Below are 20,710 nucleotides of genomic sequence, written 5' to 3' on the forward strand. Positions count from 1 at the left end.
AACAGCGCTACTCATCAACGAGCTTAAGGTTTACAATTTTCTCAAAGCGTTGCTTGCATTTTTCAATAATCGCTTTCAACGTTATTTTAGGTTTATGGCTTACAGAATCTGACACAATTAACTGACGAAGTTTAACCAATTCAATATCCTCGGGTAAATTAGCTAGCTTTGTTCTTAACACATTAACCGTCTGTGGATGTGGATGACCAATAGCAATTGCCACACCATTTTTACGGGCCAATTTTATGGCCAAATCAAATTGCTGACTAATTGCACTTTCGGTTTGCTTGTCATCCAAAAAAACATCACGTGTCAACACGGGAATATTATAGTCCAGACCCGCTTTCTTAACTTGCGTTTTACCAATTGTCTTACTATCTAAAAAAAACATCGAATAATGACTCAGCGCTTTCATCACATTTGTCATACCGTTTAGATTTGATGTCATTAAACTACCCATATGGTTATTAACCCCAATAGCATAAGGAACCCGAACAACGGCATTATCAACAATGGTTTTAACTTCGCTTTCACTCATTGAAGGGAACAAAGTATCCTTTTCTAACGGTTGTTTATTAATTGGTGCCATCGGCAAATGGATAATCACATCATTACCATGTTCATGAGCCAACGTAGCAATATGGTTAGCATTAGGCGAATGAGGCAACACGGCAATAGTAATATAAGGCGAAAGGCCAATAATCTGCTCCTCATTATGTTGGCGATATCCAAAATCATCAATAACCAGCACCAACTGCCCTGCCGACAAAACAGGCGAAGTAACAGCTAGCAAACAACAAAATAACAAACCAATAAAACGACGCATTACTTTAACCACCCACTTGGATCAAGTGCCTTACCATCACGGCGAATTTCAAAATACAAAGCTGGCACATTTTTCCCCCCACTCGAACCAACTAACGCAATGGCTTGTCCGCTCTGAATCTTATCACCCACCTCAACCAACATACGTTGATTATAGCCATACAAACTCATATCCCCCTTGCCATGCTCAAGCGCCACAACAAAACCATAACCTTGCAACCAACTTGCCAATATCACCCGACCATCAGCAACCGCCCGCACCTGAGCACCGTCTTGCGCATTAATCACTATTCCTTTCCAATGCAACTCACCTTGAAGTGACTCACCAAAACGGTGAGCAACACTACCGCTAACAGGCCAACTAAACTGATGTTGCGGCTTACCTATACCACTCACCCGAGCCATCAATGCCCGCTCATCTTGGTTAAGGGTATAACTTGTATTTTTTTGCTTTTCTGCAATGTGTTTTGCCTGTTTTGCTTCTTCTTCGGCTATGCGACGGTTTTCTTTTTCTGCCTGAGCAATTTTGGCTTGTAATTTGGCTTCATTATTACGCAAATCGGCTAATTTTTGCTGATTGGCTTGCATTGACAATTCAAGCGAAGATATCGTCTTTTTTCGATTTTGGCGGTTCTTTTCAAGCCTGGCTTGCTGTTTTTTTTGCTTACTTTGCAAAGTCTGATGGGTTTCTTGTTTTTTTTGCAACTGTTGTTTTTTATCGGCTAATTGAGTTTGCGTATCTTCAAGCTCCGCAATCTGTTGCTGTCGTGCGTTATTAATATAACTAAAATAGGCAATAATACGCTCATTACGCTCACTCTTTTCCCCCGAAAACACAAGCTCAAACCCCGTTGCATTACCAATTTTAAATGCGCTTTCTAATTGTTTTGCCAGCACGATTCGTTGCTGTTTTTGTTTGACGGTTAATAAATCAATTTGTTTAACTAACTTATTGATATCTTGATCAAGTTTTTTGAGTGACAAATCATTTTTTTCAATCGAAGTTAATAGTTTAGCGATTTCAGTTTCTTGTTCTTTAAGATCATTAACCAGTTCAGTGCGTTCTTTTTTTTGCTGCACAAGGCGTTTTTCTTGTTCCTCAATGGAATGACGTAAGGATTGGAGTAACTGATTGTCATCAGCAGCGTATAAAAAGCTAACGTTCATCAATCCAATAAGAACAATAACCTCAATTTTCCGATAAATAGACATGGTGTTATATTTAGAATTTATAACCAAGCAATAATAATGCTGTCACTATACCGATAAATAGACCAAGATGCAAAATGAAAACCACCTATGATGTGAGGGGGGGATTTGTTTTTTTAGGAAAAAGCACCCCAGAAAAAAATAACAATAAAATTAATGATTTTTTAGCGGTTTTTGGTGGCAAATAGCCGTGGTGATCACCTCTGAACAAGTGAGTGAAAGTGAATTCCCTAACTCCTCATACTTTGGCTACAGAATATGACCTTAGGCTACACTATTCTTATCATCCTGATACTCGCTTTTGGAGTCGCCTTCACTTTGCTCAAATGTTTAAATTTGTTCCAGAAAAATGTGTAACTCTAGACAAATCACAATCCACCTCCCCTGTTTGGTATGCGAACCTTACTCTGTTATCGGTACATTATGACGCAGAAATAAAGCAGACGATATACCCTTAAATGTTTTTCTATAAGTTACTTTTTTATTAAAAATTAAGGCAATTATTATTCAAAACCAGTCAGGAAAGGCATTGATTTTATTTAAGTTTTTATTTGGTGTTTTTTTGCAAAAACACATCCATCTATAACTCAACCAACATATTTAGACTCAAAACAATTAGACATTTCACAAGTATTGATAAAAAGTATAATATATAGCACTGTTTAAATTATCGAAAAACCAATTCAACCATAAAGATAACATCATGCAAAAGTTTAATGTCAAAACCTTTCAGGGGTTAATTCTTACGTTACAAGATTATTGGGCTAATCAGGGTTGCAGTGTGATTCAGCCTTTAGATATGGAAGTCGGTGCGGGGACTTCACATCCTATGACATGTTTACGAGCGCTAGGGCCTGAGCCGATTAATGCCGCTTATGTTCAACCATCACGCCGCCCTACCGATGGTCGTTATGGCGAAAACCCAAACAGGTTACAACATTATTATCAATTTCAAGTTATCTTAAAACCTTCGCCTGATAATATCCAAGAACTCTATTTAGGTTCGTTAAAAGAATTAGGGCTTGATCCTACCGTTAACGATATCCGTTTTGTTGAAGACAATTGGGAAAACCCAACCCTTGGTGCATGGGGGCTTGGTTGGGAAGTTTGGTTAAATGGGATGGAAGTGACCCAATTTACTTACTTTCAACAAGTTGGTGGGCTTGAATGTAAGCCTGTCACCGGCGAAATCACTTACGGGCTTGAGCGTTTAGCTATGTATATTCAAGGCGTGGATAGTGTTTATGATTTAGTCTGGAGCGATGGTGCATTCGGTAAGACAACCTATGGTGATGTGTTCCATCAAAACGAGGTTGAGCAGTCAACGTATAATTTTGAATATGCTAATGTTGAGTTTTTATTTTATTGTTTTGAGCAACACGAAAAAGAAGCTAAGTTTTTACTTGAGTTAGAAAAACCACTTCCGTTACCTGCTTATGAACGTATTTTGAAAGCCGCCCACTGTTTTAATTTGCTTGATGCCCGTAAGGCGATTTCGGTTACAGAACGTCAACGTTATATTTTGCGTATTAGGACGTTAACAAAAATGGTGGCCGAGGCATATTATGCATCTCGTGAAGCACTTGGGTTCCCTATGTGTCAAAATTCACGCGCTAACGACAGTGCATCAAAGTAGGAATGAGAAGATTATGCAAAAAACATTTTTAGTGGAAATCGGTACCGAAGAGTTACCACCAAAATCACTCCGCACTTTAGCTGAAAGCTTTGCGGCTAATTTTATTGATCAGCTTGATAATGCTAATTTAGAACACGGCGAGGTGCTTTGGTATGCTTCGCCACGTCGTTTAGCGTTGAAGGTGTTAAATTTGAGCGATACCCAGCCCGATAGTCAAATTGTAAAACGTGGTCCTGCGGTTAGTGCCGCTTTTGATGCCAATGGTAATGCCACTAAAGCCGCCGAAGGGTGGGCTAGGGGTTGTGGTATTACCGTTGATCAGGCCGAGCGTATACAAACCGATAAAGGCGAGTGGCTGTCTTATACTCAAAATCAAAAAGGTCAGCCTGTGGTTAATTTGTTGTGTGATATGGTTAAAACTGCATTGAGTAAGTTGCCAATTCCAAAACCTATGCGCTGGGCGGCACGTCAGGTTGAGTTTATTCGTCCTTGTCATACGGTAACGATGCTTTATGGCGATGCGCTTGTTGCTGGTACGATTTTAGATATTGAGTCAAACCGTATTATTCGTGGCCATCGTTTTATGGGTGAGCAAGAATTTATGATTGATAATGCTGATCAATATCCTGAAATTTTAGAGCAACGTGGTAAGGTGGTGGCTGATTATGATAAGCGTAAGGCAATCATTAAACAGCAAGCCGAAGATGCTGCGGCAAAATTAAATGGTAAAGCCGACTTGACCGATAGCCTGCTTGAGGAAGTATCTTCATTGGTTGAGTGGCCAGTGGTGTTAACCGCTAAATTTGAAGAACGCTTTTTGGCTGTGCCTGCTGAGTCGTTGGTGTATACAATGAAAGGCGATCAGAAGTATTTTCCTGTTTATGATCATCAAGGCAAATTGTTACCTAATTTTATTTTTGTTGCCAATATTGAGTCGAAAGATCCGCAAGTGGTGATTTCAGGTAATGAAAAGGTGGTTCGCCCTCGTCTTGCTGATGCTGAGTTTTTCTATAAGACCGATTTGAAACAACGTTTAGAAGATCGTTTGCCTCGCCTTGATACGGTTTTATTCCAACAACAATTAGGTACGGTTAAGGATAAGTCTCTTCGTATTGAGGCGTTGTCTGGTTTTATTGCTGAAAAAATAGCAGCCAATGTTGAGCAAGCAAAACGAGCAGGTAAGTTGACTAAATGTGATTTAGTAACCAATACCGTTTTTGAGTTCCCTGAAACTCAAGGTATTATGGGGCGTTATTTGGCTTTAAAAGATGGTGAAAGCAGTGAAGTTGCCATCGCAATTGAAGAACAATATAAGCCGCGTTTTGCTGGTGATGAGTTACCTAGTACCGCAGTATCATGTGCGGTGTCTATCGCTGAAAAACTCGATACTTTAGCGGGTATTTTTGGTATTGGTCAACATCCTAAAGGCGATAAAGATCCTTTTGCTTTGCGTCGTGCCGCAATTGGTGTTTTGCGTATTATTGTTGAAAAGGCACTACCGTTAGATCTTGTTGAACTGGCAAGTTATGCGGCGTCATTATATGGCGATAAGTTGACCAATAAGAATGTGGTTGATGATGTTGTTAATTTTATGCAAGGTCGTTTCCGTGCTTGGTACCAAGAGCAAGGTTTTGCCATTGATACCATTCAGGCTGTTTTAGCGTTGAATCCAACCAAGCCTGCTGATTTTGATGCACGTGTTAAGGCGGTTACTCACTTTAGAACACTGCCTGAAGCCGCTTCTTTGGCTGAAGCCAATAAGCGAGTGTCAAATATTCTATCTAAAGCAAATATCGCAATTCCTGAAAAAATCAATGTCGCTTTATTAGAAGAAGGTGCAGAAGGTGAATTAGCTAAGCAAGTCGCGGTATTAGCCGATAAGCTAGCGCCTTATTTTAGTCATGGACGTTATCAAGATGCGTTAATTGAGCTGTCTGCACTTAAAGCTCCTGTCGATGCTTTTTTTGAGTCGGTAATGGTGATGGTCGATGATGAACAAATTAAGGTGAATCGATTAGCACTTTTAGAAAAACTACAAAATCTATTTTTAAAAGTAGCAGATATTTCATTATTACAAGCCTAGTTTAGAAGTCTTGTTATTTATATTATAAATTGTGGTAACTAAATTTGTTACCACACCTAAGGAACTTATATAGAGATGCAAAAAACAATCCTTTTTTCTTTAGTTTTTACACAAACACTTAATTTTGTTCGTAATCGTATTAAATCAATTGTACTTATAAGTCTATTAGTAGCACTAATTAACACAGCTATAACTTACTACTTTTACCAACCAGAAACGCACACGCAATTAGATTTATCAAAATCTATCACTAGCTATGTGTCAGTTATGATTATAACATTTGCAGTCTCTATCATTATAAAGTCAATTAGTATTGCAACAATTCATAACCTTTATGTGAGTGATAAACTTAACCCCAAACTATTACTATCTAAGGTATTAGAAAGTATATTAAAAATTACTGCTTTTTATCTTATTATAATTTTTTCCTTATTTTTTATAGTATTGTTTTTATCGTTAATCCTTATGATTTTAAGTTTGCTATTACCCAAACCATTGATTATTTTATTTATTACTTTAGCGCTAATTCTTCCTTCTGTACTTTTTTTTATTTTTACTAACTTCTTTTTTGGAGCATTGGCTGAATCTAAACAAAAAAGTTTCTTTGAGTTATTTTCGTTAAGTTTTCAATTAACAAAAACACAGTGGCTTCCTTCTTTTCTCATGCTATTAATTAGTATTGCACTTTTAATAATTATTGCTATATTTTCTACAATAACCGATAAAAACAATATGAATATAGCAGTTGAAGCTATTCTTTCGTTCTGTTCTTTCTTTTTTGATATTTTCCTGACTGGCTTTTTCTATCGTCTTTATTCGCTAGCAACTAACCCTACTAATTCAAACCTTCCAACAAAAGATGATCAACAAGAAACTGATAGTTTGATCGTTTAGTTATTATTATCCTCACCAATTTTGATTGGTGAGGGGGAACTAACTTGCTATATCCATTCGCTGTGTATTATATTTGTTCCAATCAAAACTACTTGGATAACAATTATGACACCGGCAATTAATTTACTTAAAAAGTTAAAAATCAAATTTAATACCCATCAGTATAAGCACGATCCAAACCAAACCCGCTATGGGCAAGAAGCTGTCGATAAGCTTGATCCTAGCTTAAATGTTACTGCCGCTCAGGTTTTTAAAACGTTGGTTGTAAGTTTGAATGGTAACCCTAAAACCCTAGGTGTTTGCGTGTTGCCCGTTGATAGCCATTTAGACCTTAAAAAAGCAGCAAAAGCCTTAAACTGTAAAAAAATCGATCTGGCAGATTCAAATTTAGCACAAAAAGTAACGGGATATTTAGTTGGAGGCATCAGCCCTTTAGGTCAAAAACAAACGCTTCCAACACTTATTGATTTAAGTGCCACTCAGTACAACACTATGTTTGTGTCTGGCGGTAAAAGAGGCTTAGAAATCGAAATTTCCCCTCAAGATTTAGCCAATATATTACAAGCTACATTAATTGAAATAACGACTTAAAAATAGTTAATGGTAATCAAACTTGAATATAGCCAATGGGTTAGTAAATTAATATGATAATTAGGTAGGTGTTTATTTTTACAGCGCACATAATTTATGTGCAATGAAAAAGGCATAAGACGTTGTCTTATGCCCTTAAAATGTTCTATCGATAAAATTATTGATAGAAAATAATCGACTTATTTAATTGCTTCTTTTAAGCTTTTACCTGATACGAATGCAGGGACTTTGCTTGCTGCAATTTTGATTTCTTTACCTGTTTTTGGGTTACGACCAGTACGTGCTTTACGATCATTAACTTTGAATGTACCAAAACCAACTAATTGAACTGGTTCACCAGCTTTTAATGATTCAGTAATAGCAGCTAAGGTAGCTTCTAACGCTGTTTTAGCGGCAACTTTAGTAATATCAGCTTTGCTAGCAATAGCGTCAACAAGTTCTGTTTTATTCATGGGTATATCCTTACATATTATTTTATTGTTAAAGTTAACATTATACACGAAGTAAGAATCTAAAATTCTAACTTCGCTACTGTAAACAATGTTTAGATTACATTGCTGTTAAATGTAGTCTATATTTGCTTAATGTTAAAGAAAAATTTAATAAAAACTAAAAAAATTACACTTGAAATGACTTAATTGCTTAAAAAAACACCAATATTGCTTGTTCTAACAGACCTGATTTCATCTTTTAAACCTTTTATTAATTCACTCTGTTCGTTGTTTTCATCACGCAATAATCGAAACAGTTCCCACTGTAAATCAAATTCATCAATTACACTAGGTAAGGTTTGTTGTTCATCTTCCGTTAGCGCAACATTAGTTTTGGTCATTTCAAATTCGGCAACTGTGGTGGCAGATAGGCTGCTTACTTTGGCACTATGTTCAGCAATTTCACCACTTAAATAAGAGTGTAAAACCTCGCTAAGCGCATGACAGGCATCAATAGCTGGGTAGACCATGTAAGGGCTGTCGTCAGTTACTGTAGGAATAATCGCTTCTAATTTTTCAAGCTGTAAATCAAAATTGATTTTGGCATCTTCAACCAGTAGTGATTCCCAAACTAAATCTAGTATTTTTTTGTAACTTTTTGGCGCTTCGTCATTTTGTTGTTGCTGGTAATAAAAAACAAAATTAGGGTACATTCGTTCACATAAACAAGCCATAAATAAACGTTGTTGCCATTGCGGTAGTTTTTCTATTCTTAATTGAACGGGATTTTTAATCATGATGAAACCTTTTTGACTGTTGATGCACTGCCTCAATTAAATATTGTACATGTTCGACAGGAATGTCTTGATGGATACCGTGACCTAGATTAAAGATATGTCCATTATAAGCACCAAATTCATTAAGAACGCCCTCTACATTAGATTCTATTGTTAGTTTGTCTGCATATAAAACCGATGGATCTAAGTTGCCTTGTACGGCAATGTGCCCTTTTTGTGTGATGGTACTTAAATTAACTGTCCAATCAACACCGATTGCATCACAACCCGTATTGACAATGCTATCTAACCATAATCCCCCGCCTTTTGTAAAAAACGTAACAGGTACATATGAAGTGATATCTTGAGTTTTTTGACCACGTTTTAATTTTGATAAGATTAATTGCATATAATGCAGTGAAAATGTTTGATAACTTTGATGGCTTAATACGCCGCCCCAAGTATCAAAAATCATAATGGATTGTGCTCCAGCTTCGATTTGAGCATTTAAGTACAATGCTACGCTGTCTGCGAGCTTTTCCAGTAATCGATGTAACGCTTTAGGATGACTGTAAAGCATTTTTTTTATTTTAGTAAATGCTTTACTGCTTCCCCCTTCGATCATATAGGTGGCTAATGTCCATGGGCTACCTGAAAATCCAATTAATGGTACTTTGCCATTGAGTTCTTTTCGGGTTAAACGAATTGCGTCCATCACATAGCGAAGTGATTGCTCAGGATCTGGTGTCGGTAATTGCTCAATATCGGACATGCAAGTGATCGATTGTGTAAACTTAGGGCCTTCACCTGCTTCAAAATGTAAACCAAGCCCCATAGCATCAGGAATAGTTAAAATATCCGAAAAAATAATAGCCGCATCAAGTTCATATCGCGCAATAGGTTGTAAAGTTGCTTCACAAGCAAGTTCTGGGGTTTGACATAATCTCATAAAATCACCCGCTTTTGCTCTTAATTGACGATATTCAGGTAAATAACGGCCAGCTTGGCGCATCATCCAGATCGGAGTGTAGTCAACAGGTAGACATTGCAAAGCGCGTAAATAGCGATCATTTTTTAATTGGCTCATATCTTCAGCTCTTTAAATAAAGATGTTGGTTTGTCAAAAAGTTTAGAAAAGTATGCGTCTAAGTAAACAAATCACCTAATTTATCTATTACTTGTGATCTTAATCTTGAGGTTGTGATAATGTATTTTTAGCATACTGAATCAAAGTCTCAGAGATATTTTGCATCACACTACTTTCTGGCGCAAAACGGTGCCAATATAGCATTCGCCTTTGATATAGCCCTTCGGTTAAATTAATGAGTTCGCCGCTTTTTAATTCTTGTTCAACCTGTAATTTAGGTAACATACAGCAAGCGGAACCTTGTTTAGCTAGTTGTACAAAGGCTTCTGACGAACTGGTAATATGGCAAATGACACTACCAGGAGTGAGGTTGAAGTTTTCTTGCAAAAAGGCCTGATGCATGTCATCTAAATGATCAAATGCAACCGCTGGGGCTTTTAATAATGAGGATCGAGTAACACCATTTGGAAAGTATTTTTTAGCAAAATCAGGCGAAGCAACAAAAATGTAGTCTAATGCACCTAATAAATCAGATAAACACCCCGGTAAAGGATTGGCCTGAATGCTAATTGCCGCAACGACAGTACCTAAGCGCAATAGTTCTAATGTATGTTCTTCATCTTTGACTTGTATATCAAATCGTAAGATATTTTTATCTAAAACTGGTTTTAATGCAGGTAAAAGCCAAGTTGCTAAAGAATCAGCGTTTATCGCAATAGATAATGATAATGGTGTGGTGTTTTGGTCGTTATCACCCAGCCATTGTTGTTCTAATAACTCAACTTGATGCAATAACCCTAGCAGATGTTCGCCTTGCTTAGTTGCTTTAGGTGGTATGGTTCTTACCAACAATTGCTGACCAAAAAAGCTTTCTAATTGCTTAATGCGTTGCGATACCGCAGGCTGTGTAATACACAGTTTATCTGCTGCTCGCTCAAATCCTCGCTCTTTTATCACTGCATCTAACGCTTGTAATGCTCTATAATCTGGACGCTTCATAATCTCTTTACTAATGATTTGATCATTGCTTGAATATTCAAGCTAGTTTGATATCGCAATAAGTTTCACACATATCAAAAAGTTGATATATTTTCTTAAAATCCTGATGATTTTTACTTTTTAATTGGGTACTATGCCATATCTTCAATAATTTTTCTTTCAAAATTTTATTTTTTTAGAAAATTATCCTTAAATTAGGGTGATACTATGACTCAAGACGAATTGAAAAAGGCCGTAGGTTGGTCAGCATTAAAATTTATCAAACCCGATTCTTATGTCGGTGTGGGAACAGGTTCAACGGCATCTCATTTTATTGATGCGTTAGCAACAATTAAAGATCAAATCAAAGGTACGGTTTCAAGCTCAGAAGCATCAACTCAAAAGTTAAAAAGCTATGGTATTAATGTATTAGATTGTAATGAGGTCGATTGTTTAGATGTTTATGTCGATGGTGCAGATGAGATAAATCATCATTTACAAATGATTAAAGGTGGTGGTGCAGCTTTAACGCGTGAAAAAATTGTTTCTGCTATTGCTAAGCAATTTATTTGTATTGTCGATGAATCAAAAGTGGTTGATGTTTTAGGCTCATTTCCATTGCCTGTTGAAGTAATCCCGATGGCGCGATCTTATGTTGCTCGCGAATTATTTAAATTGGGAGGTAAACCAATATATCGTCAAGGCGTCGTTACTGATAATGGTAATGTGATTTTGGATGTTCATGATCTGGTTATTTCAAAGCCAATGGAATTAGAAAATCGAATTAATAGTATTGCTGGTGTGGTCACTGTTGGCTTATTTGCTAATAAAGGGGCTGATATTGCACTAGTTGGCTGTAGCACTGGTGTAAAAGAGCTAAAACTAGATCATTAGAATCAACTTGTCATGTTGTATAACAAGTAATTATCCATTTGCATTTTGAAGGAAAAAGGAAAGAGAGGAAATAATGGTTATTCAGACTTTAACCAAAGATGAAAACAAGTTTTTGTTACTTGAGGGCGTTCATCCTAGCGCAATAGATATATTAAAATCAGCTGGTTTTACTAATATTGAATATCAAAAAAGTGCCCTATCGTCCGAAGAACTAAAACAAGCCTTAAAAGATGTCCGTTTTATTGGTATCCGCTCAAGAACACAATTAACTAAAGATATTATTGACTCAGCGCCCAAACTTGCCGGTATTGGTTGTTTTTGTATTGGTACGAATCAAGTCGATCTTGATGCTGCCACTGTAAAAGGTATTCCTGTATTTAATGCACCATTTTCAAATACACGATCCGTTGCTGAACTTGTTTTAGCAGAAGCTATTTTGCTATTGCGCCGAGTTCCCGAAGCAAACGCTAAAGCACACCAAGGTAAATGGAATAAGATTGCCACCGGTTCGCACGAGGCTCGTGGTAAAAATTTAGGTATCATTGGTTATGGACATATTGGTAGTCAATTGAGTATTTTAGCTGAATCATTAGGGATGAATGTTTATTTTTACGATATTGAAACAAAACTACCTTTAGGTAATGCTAAACAAATTTCAACAATGAAAGAATTACTAGCGATAAGTGATATTGTTTCTATGCATGTGCCAGAAAACGCAACTACCATCAAAATGATCAGTAATAACGAAATCGAGGCTATGAAGTCAGGCGCAATTTTGATTAATGCTTCGCGTGGTAAAGTCATTGATCTCGATGCATTAACCAATGCACTAAACGCAAATAAACTTAGCGGGGCTGCTATTGATGTTTTTCCAACTGAACCTGCTAGTAATAACGATCCATTTGAATCGCCATTATGTCAATTTGATAACGTCATTATTACACCACACATTGGTGGTTCTACTAGCGAAGCACAAGAAAATATCGGTATTGAAGTTGCCACAAAACTCGCTAAATATTCAGATACTGGTGCAACGCTTTCAGCCGTTAACTTTCCTGAGGCTTCTTTACCTATTCCAGCTAAAGGCTCAAGCCGTTTTATTAATATTCACCATAATCAGCCTGGTGTGTTAACAGCAATTAATACGCTATTTGCCGAGCAAGGATTGAATATTTCAGCACAGTATTTGCAAACCGATGCCAAAATTGGTTATGTTGTGATTGACATTGATAGAGTTGAGCAAAGTAAAGCTGAAGAGTTACTTGCAAAACTAAAATGTGTACCGGGCACAATTCGAGCGAGATTGCTGTTTTAACCTAGATTCAGTTAAAAGCCACCAATCTTTTGATAAGTGGCTAATTATTATTTTAATGGGATAGTAGTTGGATCGAATCTGTCATAGTTTGAGCTTAAGGGCTTACACGTACAGTTATTTCCTCATAGTAATAAGTCCCTAGTTTCCATCCGATAATTGTTTTACTGAGTTAATAACAGAATACTTATCGCTCCGTCGTAAACTAATTCTTGTTGCAAAATATTTATTTCTTTTTATTTTATGAAGTAAACAACAAGATCTATTTTATTTGCGCTAATCACATTCCGTTAGTTTTTACTTTAATAACATTAATTCCTTTTTGGGTTAATGCATCATAATATTTATTATCTAAATTATCATCCGTAATAATCGTATCAACAGCACTCAAATCACAAACAATATTAGGACTACGGCGACCAAATTTTGAAGAGTCGGCTAATAAAATTAATTTCGCAGCGGCTTTGCTCATAGCTACACTACCATGATAACTTTCGTTGAAAGTTGTCACACCACCAATTAAATCCACTCCATCGGCTCCCATAAATAACTTATCAAACGTATAAGATTCAAACGCAGCGATAGCTAAAGCATTATTGCTATGAAAAGAAGCTGATTTTCGACGGAATGTACCACCAGTTAAAATAATGGTTTGGTCATTATCATTCGCCACAAGTTCATTAACCATATGTAAACTATTGGTCATAATTGTTAAGTTATTAAACCTTGCTAATATAGGGATCATCTGCGCAACAGTGCTTCCTGCATCAAAAATGATAGAATCTCCCTCATGAATAAGTTTAGCAGCTTCTTCTGCAATGGCCTTTTTTTGTGCCGTATTAATATAGGTTTTATGGTCAATAGCTCTATCTCCAACCTCACGGTTGAGCATAGCACCTCCATATGTGCGTAAAACTAAACCACTTTCATGTAGTTGTGTTAGATCTTTACGAATTGTTGTACCTGTTGTTTTAAAATGTTCAGCTAACTCTTCAACACTAATTTGCCCATTTTTTTGTAGATACTCCAAAATCGCTGTTTGTCGTTGTTTCACTTTCATTATTAGATCCACCATAACTATTGATATTCATAATAAATTACCTTGCTTTAAAATATCTTATTTCATAATGAAAGTGAATCTTTTTCAAAATAAAAGTTTACTAGTTATTATTTTTTAAAGATAAAGCCACAACCAATGCATTTTGACAGGCAGAATCATTAGGAAAAATATTATTAGGAATAATATCAGCAACAGATAGGCCATGCAGTTGAGTAATTGGCTTTGGTAAAGAAAAAACAGTAATACCTTTCATTAATACAGAATCAACAACTACTTGATGTTCATCTAATGAAATTGCAATTAATACTCTTGGTTTAAATCGCATTGTTTTATTACGCCCAATCCCCAAATAAGTTCCTTGTTTCATTGCTAAAAAAGCTCGATTAAAACGATGAATTTGAAGCCAACTAAAAATAATTTGAATGCACCAAGCAATTATAGCAATAACTATTAAAGTAGTCGTCATATGTGTGATTTTTCCAATTAGTTTAAGTTAAAACAAAAAAGTGCGATAAATTTTGGATTAATTTTTCGCACTTTATTTCACCTAAAACATTACTTGTCCGCCTGTAATGTTAATTGATTGCCCTGTGCAATAAGAAGCTTTATCACTTGCATAAAATAGCAATAAATTAAGCACATCTTGATAATCACAACCGCGTTTTAGTGGCACTTTATCAATATAAACTTGTTCAACTTGGCTTTCTGGAATACCAAGTTTTTTTGCATATTGCGGTATTAATGATTGGAACATAGGTGATTTAAGCAAATTACCAAGCATTAACGAGTTAACGGTAATACCATACTCTGCGAGATCTAAGGCTAAAGATTGTGTTAATCCAACACCACCAAATTTGGCAGCACTGTATCCTGAATTATGTTTACTACCAACTTTCCCTGATTTTGAATTAATTTGAATAATTCTACCTTGAGTATTGTATTTGATCATTAATTTAGCAAATTCACGTGCACATAAGAAATAGCCAGTAAGATTAACATTGACGGATAATTGGAAATCACTCAATGCAAAATTGGTTATAGGCGATGCTTTTGCAACGCCGGCACTATACACCATTAAATCGACACGTTTAAATACACTATCAATATCTTGGGTTAATTGAATCACACTTTCTTCGTTTGCAGCATCAACACCAAAACCTTTTGCCGTGCCAATTCCATGTTTTTGATTAATTGCTTCAGCTACTTTATTCGCATTGTCGATATTTAAATCCGCAACAGCAACATAATACCCTGCATCAGCAATACCATTACATAAAAATTCACCTAAGGTTTGCCCCCCACCAATAATTACAGCGACTTGTTTCATTTTTAGACTCCTAATCGATTTAAAATTTTAATTTCATCACCAACAAAAAGTTGATTCGGACATTTCCCATCTAGGTGAACAGTTCCCGGTAACTCAGCCTGATGGTTACCATCAAACTTTAATGTGATGTGTCCTAATTCACGAAAATTAGCATTAGCAACTTCGCCAACTGAAGTAATGAGATAACTTTGATTACCTAATTGAAGTGTTTGTCCAGCCAATAGTTCTAATTGAAAATTATCATGGCTATGAATAAAACAATAATCCGCTAAATCTGAGGGAGCACCATCCTTAAATAGGATTAACATACCATCAGCTAAGGCTTCTTGAGCAAACTCTCCAATATGATTGATTCTTGATTGATAAATAGTTTTTAACATTATTTAACCTGCTTAAATATTTATATAGTTTTAAGATATTAGTTCCTAGCAAATAAAAAATAATTATTGATAAATAAAGAATGAAATAGCCCAAGCAAGTAACACTGTGGGAGCTCCCGTTAAAAACCGCCCAACAAGCACAGAGGGAACGCCAACACGTACCGTATCTTGCTTTGCTTCAGCAAGCGACAAACCAACTGGAATGAAATCGCAAGCAGCTTGAGCATTAATCGCAAAAAGTGCAGGTAATGCTAATTGAGGTGGAATATTACCTAAACCAATTTGTACCCCAACTAATGTACCAATAACTTGTGCGATAACAGCCCCCGGTCCTAAGAATGGTGAAAGTAATGGAAAAGAACAAATTAAGGCTAAGAGAACAAGGCCGATTGGGTTATCTGCTAACGGAACTAAACCGTGAGCTATAAAATTACCCAAACCTGATGCAATAATGATCCCAATAATTGCAGATACAAACGCCATAAATGGCAATATTGTTTTAAGTACAGTATCTATAGTGTCCCGACCCGCCTGAAAAAAGACAGCAACACCAGATCCCATCCCAATACCAATTTTTGCCAATAATCCATCGCTTTGTTCAGTGATTTTTTTGTTAGTATCATATTCTTTATATTCAGATGATGGATTATCTGCTTGTTGTTGTTTATGATCTAATTGAACTTCAGTTATTACATCGTCTTCTTTTTCTATCACTTTAATGTTGTTTGATTTAACAGCAGAAACATAAATGTCTTCAACTATATATTGAGCAAGAGGACCAGATTTACCGGTTGCGTGAATATTGATAGTTGGAATACGATTTTTAGGATAAATACCACATCGTAACGTACCACCACAGTCAATCACAGCAATACCAATTTCATCTTTAGGTGGTTCGCCATCTTTAAAACCGTCAATAGCTTGCCAACCAGTTAGTTCAACTAAGGTATCAACTATTGCAGGACGAGTACCTGCTGCAATATAAACAATCTTTTTTCCTTCAATCACGGGAAGTTCTAATGGACCACCCCAACCTACTTCACCTTTTTCAATTCGAATAAATTTAGCCATTTTTATATTCCTTATTACTGTTATAAATGAACTTTTCTTTCTAATTTAATTCCCATTTTTCTTTCAAAAATAACTGTACAAAAGTCAGTAATCCAACCTCTAAAAAAATTAGTTACTAAACCGACAAGAAAATAGCTCACAGCAAGGGGACCCAGTGGCAAACCTAATTTAGTTAAACCTGCAGCAATACCTAAATACACAAATAGTTCACCGGGGTTAACATGAGGGAATAATCCATTCATTGAATGGCAACTATAAGAAGAAGCAGCATAATAACTTGGTTTGTAAAACTCTGGCATAAAACGCCCTAAACTTAATGTCATTGGATTACAAAAAACAAAAGTACCTATTAATGGCAATAAAAGATATCGAGAAATCGGATTACCTGCACATGCTTGAGCCAAACGCTCAATACGATCTTGCCCAATAAATTTAATTACAGCGTTCATAACAACAAGTAGTGAAATTAACAAAGGCAAAATGCCTGTTACCATCCCAACAAAAACTTTTCCACCTTCTTGAAATAAACCAATAAACCATTCGGCACCAAATGAGATTGCGTCGATCATATTTCCTCCTATTTTGTTAAATTTCGGGGAAATATTATCAATTAAGAAAGAATAAAACTTTTAACTGGATCACAATTCGAAAGATTTCCTTTTATTGTGAAAGAAAATGTTTCAAACAAAACCGACGAGAATAAAAACCATCGGTTACTTAAATAACAATAATAGCCAATAATCATCTATTTTTATTGGACTTTACTATTTAGTTGGCGTAATTTGTATACATAATTACATCGTTATTCTATTTAAGGAGAATATATTATGGCTAAAAGTACTACCTCTACTAAAAGACTACAACAAGCAGCAATTTTATTCCCTACTGACTTAGGTCAAAAAGCATCAAAAGACATTTCTGGCGCAATGAATTCTGTGTTGGCTGATGTATTTGCTTTATATTTAAAAACTAAAAACTTTCATTGGCATGTAAGTGGTCCTCACTTCCGTGATTACCATTTAATGCTAGATGATCATGGTGAAGAGCTATTTGCTATGACAGATCCAATTGCTGAACGTGTGCGTAAATTAGGCGGTACAACATTACGTTCAATTGGTCATATTGCTAAATTACAAAGTATTTCTGATAATGATGCAGATTTTGTCGAACCATCAGATATGCTTGCAGAACTCTGTCAAGATAATGTGAAATTAACAGAACGTATGCGTGTTGCACATGATATTTGTGATAAATATAACGATACAGCAACTGCAAGTTTAATCGAAGAATGGATTGATCAAACAGAAAGACGTGCTTGGTTCTTATTTGAAACTGGACGCAGAATGGACTCATCTGGTCATTAATATTTTCTAATAAAATATTAATAATTACCCATAAGGGGCACATAAGTGCCTCTTATAGTTTAAATATAAGTGAGGATTGAAGATGAGTAAAAAAATTGCAGTATTGGTTGGAAGTTTACGTAAAGATTCTTTTAACTTAAAAGTAGCAAAAGTTTTTCAAAAAATCGCACCACCATCACTTTCATTACAAATAATTCAAATTGGGGATTTACCTTTATATAATGAAGATATTGATACCGATTCCCCTCCACTTTCTTATACTCGTTTTCGCAAAGAAATAGCTGATTGTCAGGGTGTTATTTTTGTTACACCAGAATATAATCGAGGGTTACCTGCAGTCATAAAAAATGCATTAGATGTCGGTTCTCGACCTTACGGTAAGAGTATTTGGTCAAAAAAACCAGCAGCAGTTGTTTCTGTTTCACAAGGTGCAATTGGTGGCTTTGGCGCTAATCATCAATTACGACAGTCTTTAGTTTTCTTAGATATGCCAACACTACAACAACCTGAAGCTTATATTGGTAATGTAAATGCTTCTTTTGATGAGAGCGGTAATATTACAGCCAAAAGTAAAGCGTTTTTAGCCGCTATTATTAATAACTATGCAAGCTGGGTTGAAAAGTTAAGTTAATAACGCTTTATTTTACGATTTACAGTCAATATAATTGGCTGTTTTTTTAACAAGTAAGTTAATTCGTTTTCTCATGCATCTATTTTTACCTAATAGTGAACAAGAATTATTACATCGTGCCCAATTAGTGGCAGGCTATACTTTTGGTGAAATAGCACAATATTTGAATATTCCTATTCCCGCTGATTTAAGCAAACAAAAAGGTTGGGTAGGTAATCTTATCGAAACTTTTTTAGGTGCGAATGCGGGTAGTAAGGCGGAACGTGATTTTGCTAGTTTGGGAATTGAATTAAAAACCATTCCTGTTGATAAGCAAGGTAAGCCATTAGAAACTACTTTTGTGAGTGTTACACCATTAATGGCTAATCATGGCGTTATTTGGGAAACAAGCCACGTTAAATATAAACTATCAAAAGTCCTTTGGATACCCATTGAAGGACAAAGGACGATTCCTTTAATAGAAAGAAAGGTGGGAAATCCTATATTATGGACACCAACCCCAGAACAAGAGCAACAACTTAAGCAAGATTGGCAAGAATTGATGGATATGATAACTCTTGGACAAGTTGAGAAAATTACTGCACGCTACGGTACTTATTTACAAATTAGGCCTAAAGCGGCAAATGGGAAAGCGCTTACTGAGGCAATTGGTGAAAACGGTCAGATTATTTTAACTCGTCCTCGAGGGTTTTATTTAAAAAAAGCATTTACAATGCAAATTTTAAGCTCTGCGGTAAAATGTTAATTACTATTTTTTTAGAAATTTAATATTAACTAGCCTGACTTAAATTTAAATCAAAGACTATCAAGCATTAAAATTTTTGAATTCCGTTGATAATTGTAAAGTTGCTTTTTTTTAATTGGTAAGTCTTTGACTTCAGCGGGATTAAAGCCTTTTTCTCTAAACCAATGAATACTTCGTGTTGTTAAAACAAATATTTTTTTAAGCCCGAGTGCTTTTGCTCTTTCAGTTAATTTGTCAATAAGCACATCACCTCGAGATGAGTTGCGATATTCAGGATGAATAGCTAGGCAGGCTATTTCACCCATTTGTTCTTCTGAATAAGGGTAAAGAGCGGCACAACCGATTGTCATGTTATCACGTTCAATAATGGTAAATTTATCAATTTCTATTTCTAATTGTTCGCGCGAGCGTTTTACTAAAATACCTTGTTCTTCAAGTGGGCGAATAAGTTCTAAAATTCCCCCGATGTCGTTAATCGTCGCAGAACGAATTTGTTCAGAATGCTCCATTGCTACTTGCGTACCAATACCATCTCGTGAAAAGAGTTCTTGTAATAACGAACCATCAACTAAATAACTTACTAAATGACTTCGCCTTACACCGTAGCGGCATACTTTTGATGCTGCACGTAAAAAACGTACTTCACTAGATAAATGTTTACCTTGTTGCTCTTTTTGTTTTACATAATTATCAGCATCTACCGGATAAAGATCGGTAATAACACAACCATGTTCATCTAAAACCCCCTGTTCAGCACAAAAGCCAATTAATTTATCGGCTTTTAAGCGAATAGCAACTTCAGCGGCAACATCTTCTGATATTAAATTAAAACTTTCACCAGTTACAGAAACACCAACAGGGCCTAATAATACAATCGAACCACGATCTAGCTGCTCTGCTATTGCTTCATTGTTTATACGGCGGATTTTTCCTGTATGACAGTAATCAATACCATCATCAACCCCTAAAGGTTGTGCTATAACAAAATTACCGCTGACTACACTAATATGAGCACCTTGTAATGGGGTGTTATTTAAGCACATTGATAAACTTGCAGTAATATTAAGCTGTAATGATCCTGTCACTTGTTTAATTATATCAAGTGTTGTTGCATCAGTAATACGAGTGCTTTTATGGTACCTAGGAGTAATATTATGATTTTTTAAAGACTCGTCGATTTGATTACGAGCGCCATTGACAATAACAAGTTTAATGCCAAGACTATACAGTAAACCGATATCACTAATAATATTTGAATAATTATTACTTTTTAAAACAGCACCCGTAAGTAAAATTACAAATATTTTACCGTGATGTGCATTAATATAAGGAACAGAATGTCTTAAACCATCAACTAACTCAGTTGTACGCTCTTTCATTTTCACAAACACCTTGAGTTGAATATTAATTCATTAA

General features: G+C 35.8%; 22 protein-coding genes. 9 read left to right on the top strand and 13 right to left on the bottom strand.

Features of this window, described 5'->3' with window-relative positions:
- Window positions 1–7 precede the first annotated feature (7 nt).
- Window positions 8–826 carry a divergent polysaccharide deacetylase family protein gene (locus tag GQ589_RS05065; RefSeq protein ID WP_160424941.1) on the bottom strand — a complete coding sequence of 273 codons (819 nt, stop codon included), beginning with the start codon at window positions 824–826 and terminating at the stop codon, window positions 8–10.
- Window positions 826–2,037, bottom strand: coding sequence for a murein hydrolase activator EnvC (envC, locus tag GQ589_RS05070; RefSeq protein ID WP_160424942.1), 1,212 nt, complete (start codon window positions 2,035–2,037; stop codon window positions 826–828). The genes GQ589_RS05065 and envC overlap by 1 nt, the downstream gene beginning before the upstream one ends.
- Window positions 2,038–2,737: 700 nt before the next feature.
- Between envC and glyQ the strand changes: the two genes are divergently transcribed.
- From glyQ to ybaK, 4 genes are all read left to right on the top strand, one after another.
- Window positions 2,738–3,670, top strand: a complete 933-nt coding sequence (gene glyQ, locus GQ589_RS05075; protein WP_160400496.1) for a glycine--tRNA ligase subunit alpha — start codon at window positions 2,738–2,740, stop codon at window positions 3,668–3,670.
- Window positions 3,671–3,680: 10 nt separating this feature from the next.
- Window positions 3,681–5,753, top strand: coding sequence for a glycine--tRNA ligase subunit beta (gene glyS, locus GQ589_RS05080; RefSeq protein WP_160424957.1), 2,073 nt, complete (start codon window positions 3,681–3,683; stop codon window positions 5,751–5,753).
- A gap of 75 nt (window positions 5,754–5,828) precedes the next feature.
- Window positions 5,829–6,647 (top strand): hypothetical protein, encoded by an 819-nt coding sequence (locus GQ589_RS05085; RefSeq protein ID WP_160424943.1) that lies wholly within the window; start codon window positions 5,829–5,831, stop codon window positions 6,645–6,647.
- Between the two features lie 105 nt (window positions 6,648–6,752).
- Complete coding sequence (ybaK, locus tag GQ589_RS05090) at window positions 6,753–7,238, top strand: Cys-tRNA(Pro) deacylase (RefSeq protein WP_160412261.1); 486 nt, start codon at window positions 6,753–6,755, stop codon at window positions 7,236–7,238.
- 179 nt (window positions 7,239–7,417) lie between these two features.
- Here the strand turns inward: ybaK and GQ589_RS05095 are convergent, their stop codons facing one another.
- The 4 genes from GQ589_RS05095 to GQ589_RS05110 all read right to left on the bottom strand — a co-directional run bounded on the left by GQ589_RS05095 (window position 7,418) and on the right by GQ589_RS05110 (window position 10,531).
- A complete protein-coding gene (locus GQ589_RS05095; protein ID WP_110434661.1) occupies window positions 7,418–7,690 on the bottom strand; it encodes an HU family DNA-binding protein in 273 nt (90 codons plus the stop codon).
- Window positions 7,691–7,872: 182 nt separating this feature from the next.
- Window positions 7,873–8,466 carry a YjaG family protein gene (locus tag GQ589_RS05100; RefSeq protein WP_160412259.1) on the bottom strand — a complete coding sequence of 198 codons (594 nt, stop codon included), beginning with the start codon at window positions 8,464–8,466 and terminating at the stop codon, window positions 7,873–7,875.
- Window positions 8,459–9,532: a uroporphyrinogen decarboxylase gene (gene hemE / locus GQ589_RS05105; protein ID WP_160424944.1), complete on the bottom strand. Its 1,074-nt coding sequence runs from the start codon at window positions 9,530–9,532 to the stop codon at window positions 8,459–8,461. Before hemE ends, GQ589_RS05100 begins: the two co-directional genes overlap by 8 nt.
- Window positions 9,533–9,631: 99 nt before the next feature.
- On the bottom strand, window positions 9,632–10,531 hold the full coding sequence (locus GQ589_RS05110) for a LysR family transcriptional regulator ArgP (protein WP_160400491.1): 900 nt from the start codon (window positions 10,529–10,531) through the stop codon (window positions 9,632–9,634).
- Window positions 10,532–10,738: 207 nt separating this feature from the next.
- Between GQ589_RS05110 and rpiA the strand changes: the two genes are divergently transcribed.
- Window positions 10,739–11,404: a ribose-5-phosphate isomerase RpiA gene (gene rpiA, locus GQ589_RS05115; protein WP_160424945.1), complete on the top strand. Its 666-nt coding sequence runs from the start codon at window positions 10,739–10,741 to the stop codon at window positions 11,402–11,404.
- A gap of 73 nt (window positions 11,405–11,477) precedes the next feature.
- Window positions 11,478–12,719 carry a phosphoglycerate dehydrogenase gene (gene serA / locus GQ589_RS05120; protein WP_160412253.1) on the top strand — a complete coding sequence of 414 codons (1,242 nt, stop codon included), beginning with the start codon at window positions 11,478–11,480 and terminating at the stop codon, window positions 12,717–12,719.
- 277 nt (window positions 12,720–12,996) lie between these two features.
- Here serA and GQ589_RS05125 read toward each other — a convergent pair whose 3' ends face one another.
- The 6 genes from GQ589_RS05125 to srlA form a co-directional block, all read right to left on the bottom strand.
- The gene (locus tag GQ589_RS05125; RefSeq protein WP_160424946.1) at window positions 12,997–13,776 is read right to left on the bottom strand and encodes a DNA-binding transcriptional repressor; all 780 of its coding nucleotides are present in this window, start codon (window positions 13,774–13,776) and stop codon (window positions 12,997–12,999) included.
- A 100-nt stretch (window positions 13,777–13,876) separates the two neighbouring features.
- Window positions 13,877–14,242 (bottom strand): transcriptional regulator GutM, encoded by a 366-nt coding sequence (gutM, locus tag GQ589_RS05130; protein ID WP_160412250.1) that lies wholly within the window; start codon window positions 14,240–14,242, stop codon window positions 13,877–13,879.
- Window positions 14,243–14,323: 81 nt separating this feature from the next.
- A complete protein-coding gene (gene srlD / locus GQ589_RS05135; RefSeq protein ID WP_160424949.1) occupies window positions 14,324–15,103 on the bottom strand; it encodes a sorbitol-6-phosphate dehydrogenase in 780 nt (259 codons plus the stop codon).
- 2 nt (window positions 15,104–15,105) lie between these two features.
- Window positions 15,106–15,483, bottom strand: a complete 378-nt coding sequence (locus GQ589_RS05140) for a PTS glucitol/sorbitol transporter subunit IIA (RefSeq protein ID WP_160412246.1) — start codon at window positions 15,481–15,483, stop codon at window positions 15,106–15,108.
- Window positions 15,484–15,546: 63 nt separating this feature from the next.
- A complete protein-coding gene (locus GQ589_RS05145; protein WP_160412244.1) occupies window positions 15,547–16,554 on the bottom strand; it encodes a PTS glucitol/sorbitol transporter subunit IIB in 1,008 nt (335 codons plus the stop codon).
- Between the two features lie 20 nt (window positions 16,555–16,574).
- The gene (gene srlA / locus GQ589_RS05150; protein WP_160412243.1) at window positions 16,575–17,123 is read right to left on the bottom strand and encodes a glucitol/sorbitol-specific PTS transporter subunit IIC; all 549 of its coding nucleotides are present in this window, start codon (window positions 17,121–17,123) and stop codon (window positions 16,575–16,577) included.
- Window positions 17,124–17,381: 258 nt separating this feature from the next.
- Between srlA and GQ589_RS05155 the strand changes: the two genes are divergently transcribed.
- From GQ589_RS05155 to mutH, 3 genes are all read left to right on the top strand, one after another.
- Window positions 17,382–17,918 carry a Dps family protein gene (locus tag GQ589_RS05155; RefSeq protein ID WP_160400488.1) on the top strand — a complete coding sequence of 179 codons (537 nt, stop codon included), beginning with the start codon at window positions 17,382–17,384 and terminating at the stop codon, window positions 17,916–17,918.
- 82 nt (window positions 17,919–18,000) lie between these two features.
- Window positions 18,001–18,549, top strand: coding sequence for an NADPH-dependent FMN reductase (locus tag GQ589_RS05160; protein ID WP_160400487.1), 549 nt, complete (start codon window positions 18,001–18,003; stop codon window positions 18,547–18,549).
- A 73-nt stretch (window positions 18,550–18,622) separates the two neighbouring features.
- Entirely contained in the window at window positions 18,623–19,294 is a 672-nt protein-coding gene (mutH, locus tag GQ589_RS05165; protein WP_160424950.1) for a DNA mismatch repair endonuclease MutH, read from the top strand.
- A 50-nt stretch (window positions 19,295–19,344) separates the two neighbouring features.
- On the opposite strand, the gene argA is transcribed toward mutH, so the two are convergent.
- Window positions 19,345–20,673, bottom strand: coding sequence for an amino-acid N-acetyltransferase (argA, locus tag GQ589_RS05170; protein WP_160424952.1), 1,329 nt, complete (start codon window positions 20,671–20,673; stop codon window positions 19,345–19,347).
- Between the last annotated feature and the right edge of the window lie 37 nt (window positions 20,674–20,710).

It is taken from the genome of Gilliamella sp. Pas-s27 (assembly GCF_009795865.1).
In the GTDB taxonomy this organism is placed as follows: Bacteria; Pseudomonadota; Gammaproteobacteria; order Enterobacterales; family Orbaceae; genus Gilliamella.

Coding starts and splice junctions, on each gene's coding strand:
- GQ589_RS05085 (WP_160424943.1), top strand. CDS start 5,829: ATGCAAAAAACAATCCTTTTTTCTTTAGTTTTTACACAAACACTTAAT.
- GQ589_RS05100 (WP_160412259.1), bottom strand. CDS start 8,466: ATGATTAAAAATCCCGTTCAATTAAGAATAGAAAAACTACCGCAATGG.
- GQ589_RS05155 (WP_160400488.1), top strand. CDS start 17,382: ATGGCTAAAAGTACTACCTCTACTAAAAGACTACAACAAGCAGCAATT.
- serA (WP_160412253.1), top strand. CDS start 11,478: ATGGTTATTCAGACTTTAACCAAAGATGAAAACAAGTTTTTGTTACTT.
- GQ589_RS05095 (WP_110434661.1), bottom strand. CDS start 7,690: ATGAATAAAACAGAACTTGTTGACGCTATTGCTAGCAAAGCTGATATT.
- srlA (WP_160412243.1), bottom strand. CDS start 17,123: ATGATCGACGCAATCTCATTTGGTGCCGAATGGTTTATTGGTTTATTT.
- GQ589_RS05065 (WP_160424941.1), bottom strand. CDS start 826: ATGCGTCGTTTTATTGGTTTGTTATTTTGTTGTTTGCTAGCTGTTACT.
- ybaK (WP_160412261.1), top strand. CDS start 6,753: ATGACACCGGCAATTAATTTACTTAAAAAGTTAAAAATCAAATTTAAT.
- GQ589_RS05125 (WP_160424946.1), bottom strand. CDS start 13,776: ATGAAAGTGAAACAACGACAAACAGCGATTTTGGAGTATCTACAAAAA.
- GQ589_RS05110 (WP_160400491.1), bottom strand. CDS start 10,531: ATGAAGCGTCCAGATTATAGAGCATTACAAGCGTTAGATGCAGTGATA.
- srlD (WP_160424949.1), bottom strand. CDS start 15,103: ATGAAACAAGTCGCTGTAATTATTGGTGGGGGGCAAACCTTAGGTGAA.
- envC (WP_160424942.1), bottom strand. CDS start 2,037: ATGTCTATTTATCGGAAAATTGAGGTTATTGTTCTTATTGGATTGATG.
- argA (WP_160424952.1), bottom strand. CDS start 20,673: ATGAAAGAGCGTACAACTGAGTTAGTTGATGGTTTAAGACATTCTGTT.
- mutH (WP_160424950.1), top strand. CDS start 18,623: ATGCATCTATTTTTACCTAATAGTGAACAAGAATTATTACATCGTGCC.
- hemE (WP_160424944.1), bottom strand. CDS start 9,532: ATGAGCCAATTAAAAAATGATCGCTATTTACGCGCTTTGCAATGTCTA.
- GQ589_RS05145 (WP_160412244.1), bottom strand. CDS start 16,554: ATGGCTAAATTTATTCGAATTGAAAAAGGTGAAGTAGGTTGGGGTGGT.
- glyQ (WP_160400496.1), top strand. CDS start 2,738: ATGCAAAAGTTTAATGTCAAAACCTTTCAGGGGTTAATTCTTACGTTA.
- rpiA (WP_160424945.1), top strand. CDS start 10,739: ATGACTCAAGACGAATTGAAAAAGGCCGTAGGTTGGTCAGCATTAAAA.
- GQ589_RS05140 (WP_160412246.1), bottom strand. CDS start 15,483: ATGTTAAAAACTATTTATCAATCAAGAATCAATCATATTGGAGAGTTT.
- GQ589_RS05160 (WP_160400487.1), top strand. CDS start 18,001: ATGAGTAAAAAAATTGCAGTATTGGTTGGAAGTTTACGTAAAGATTCT.
- gutM (WP_160412250.1), bottom strand. CDS start 14,242: ATGACGACTACTTTAATAGTTATTGCTATAATTGCTTGGTGCATTCAA.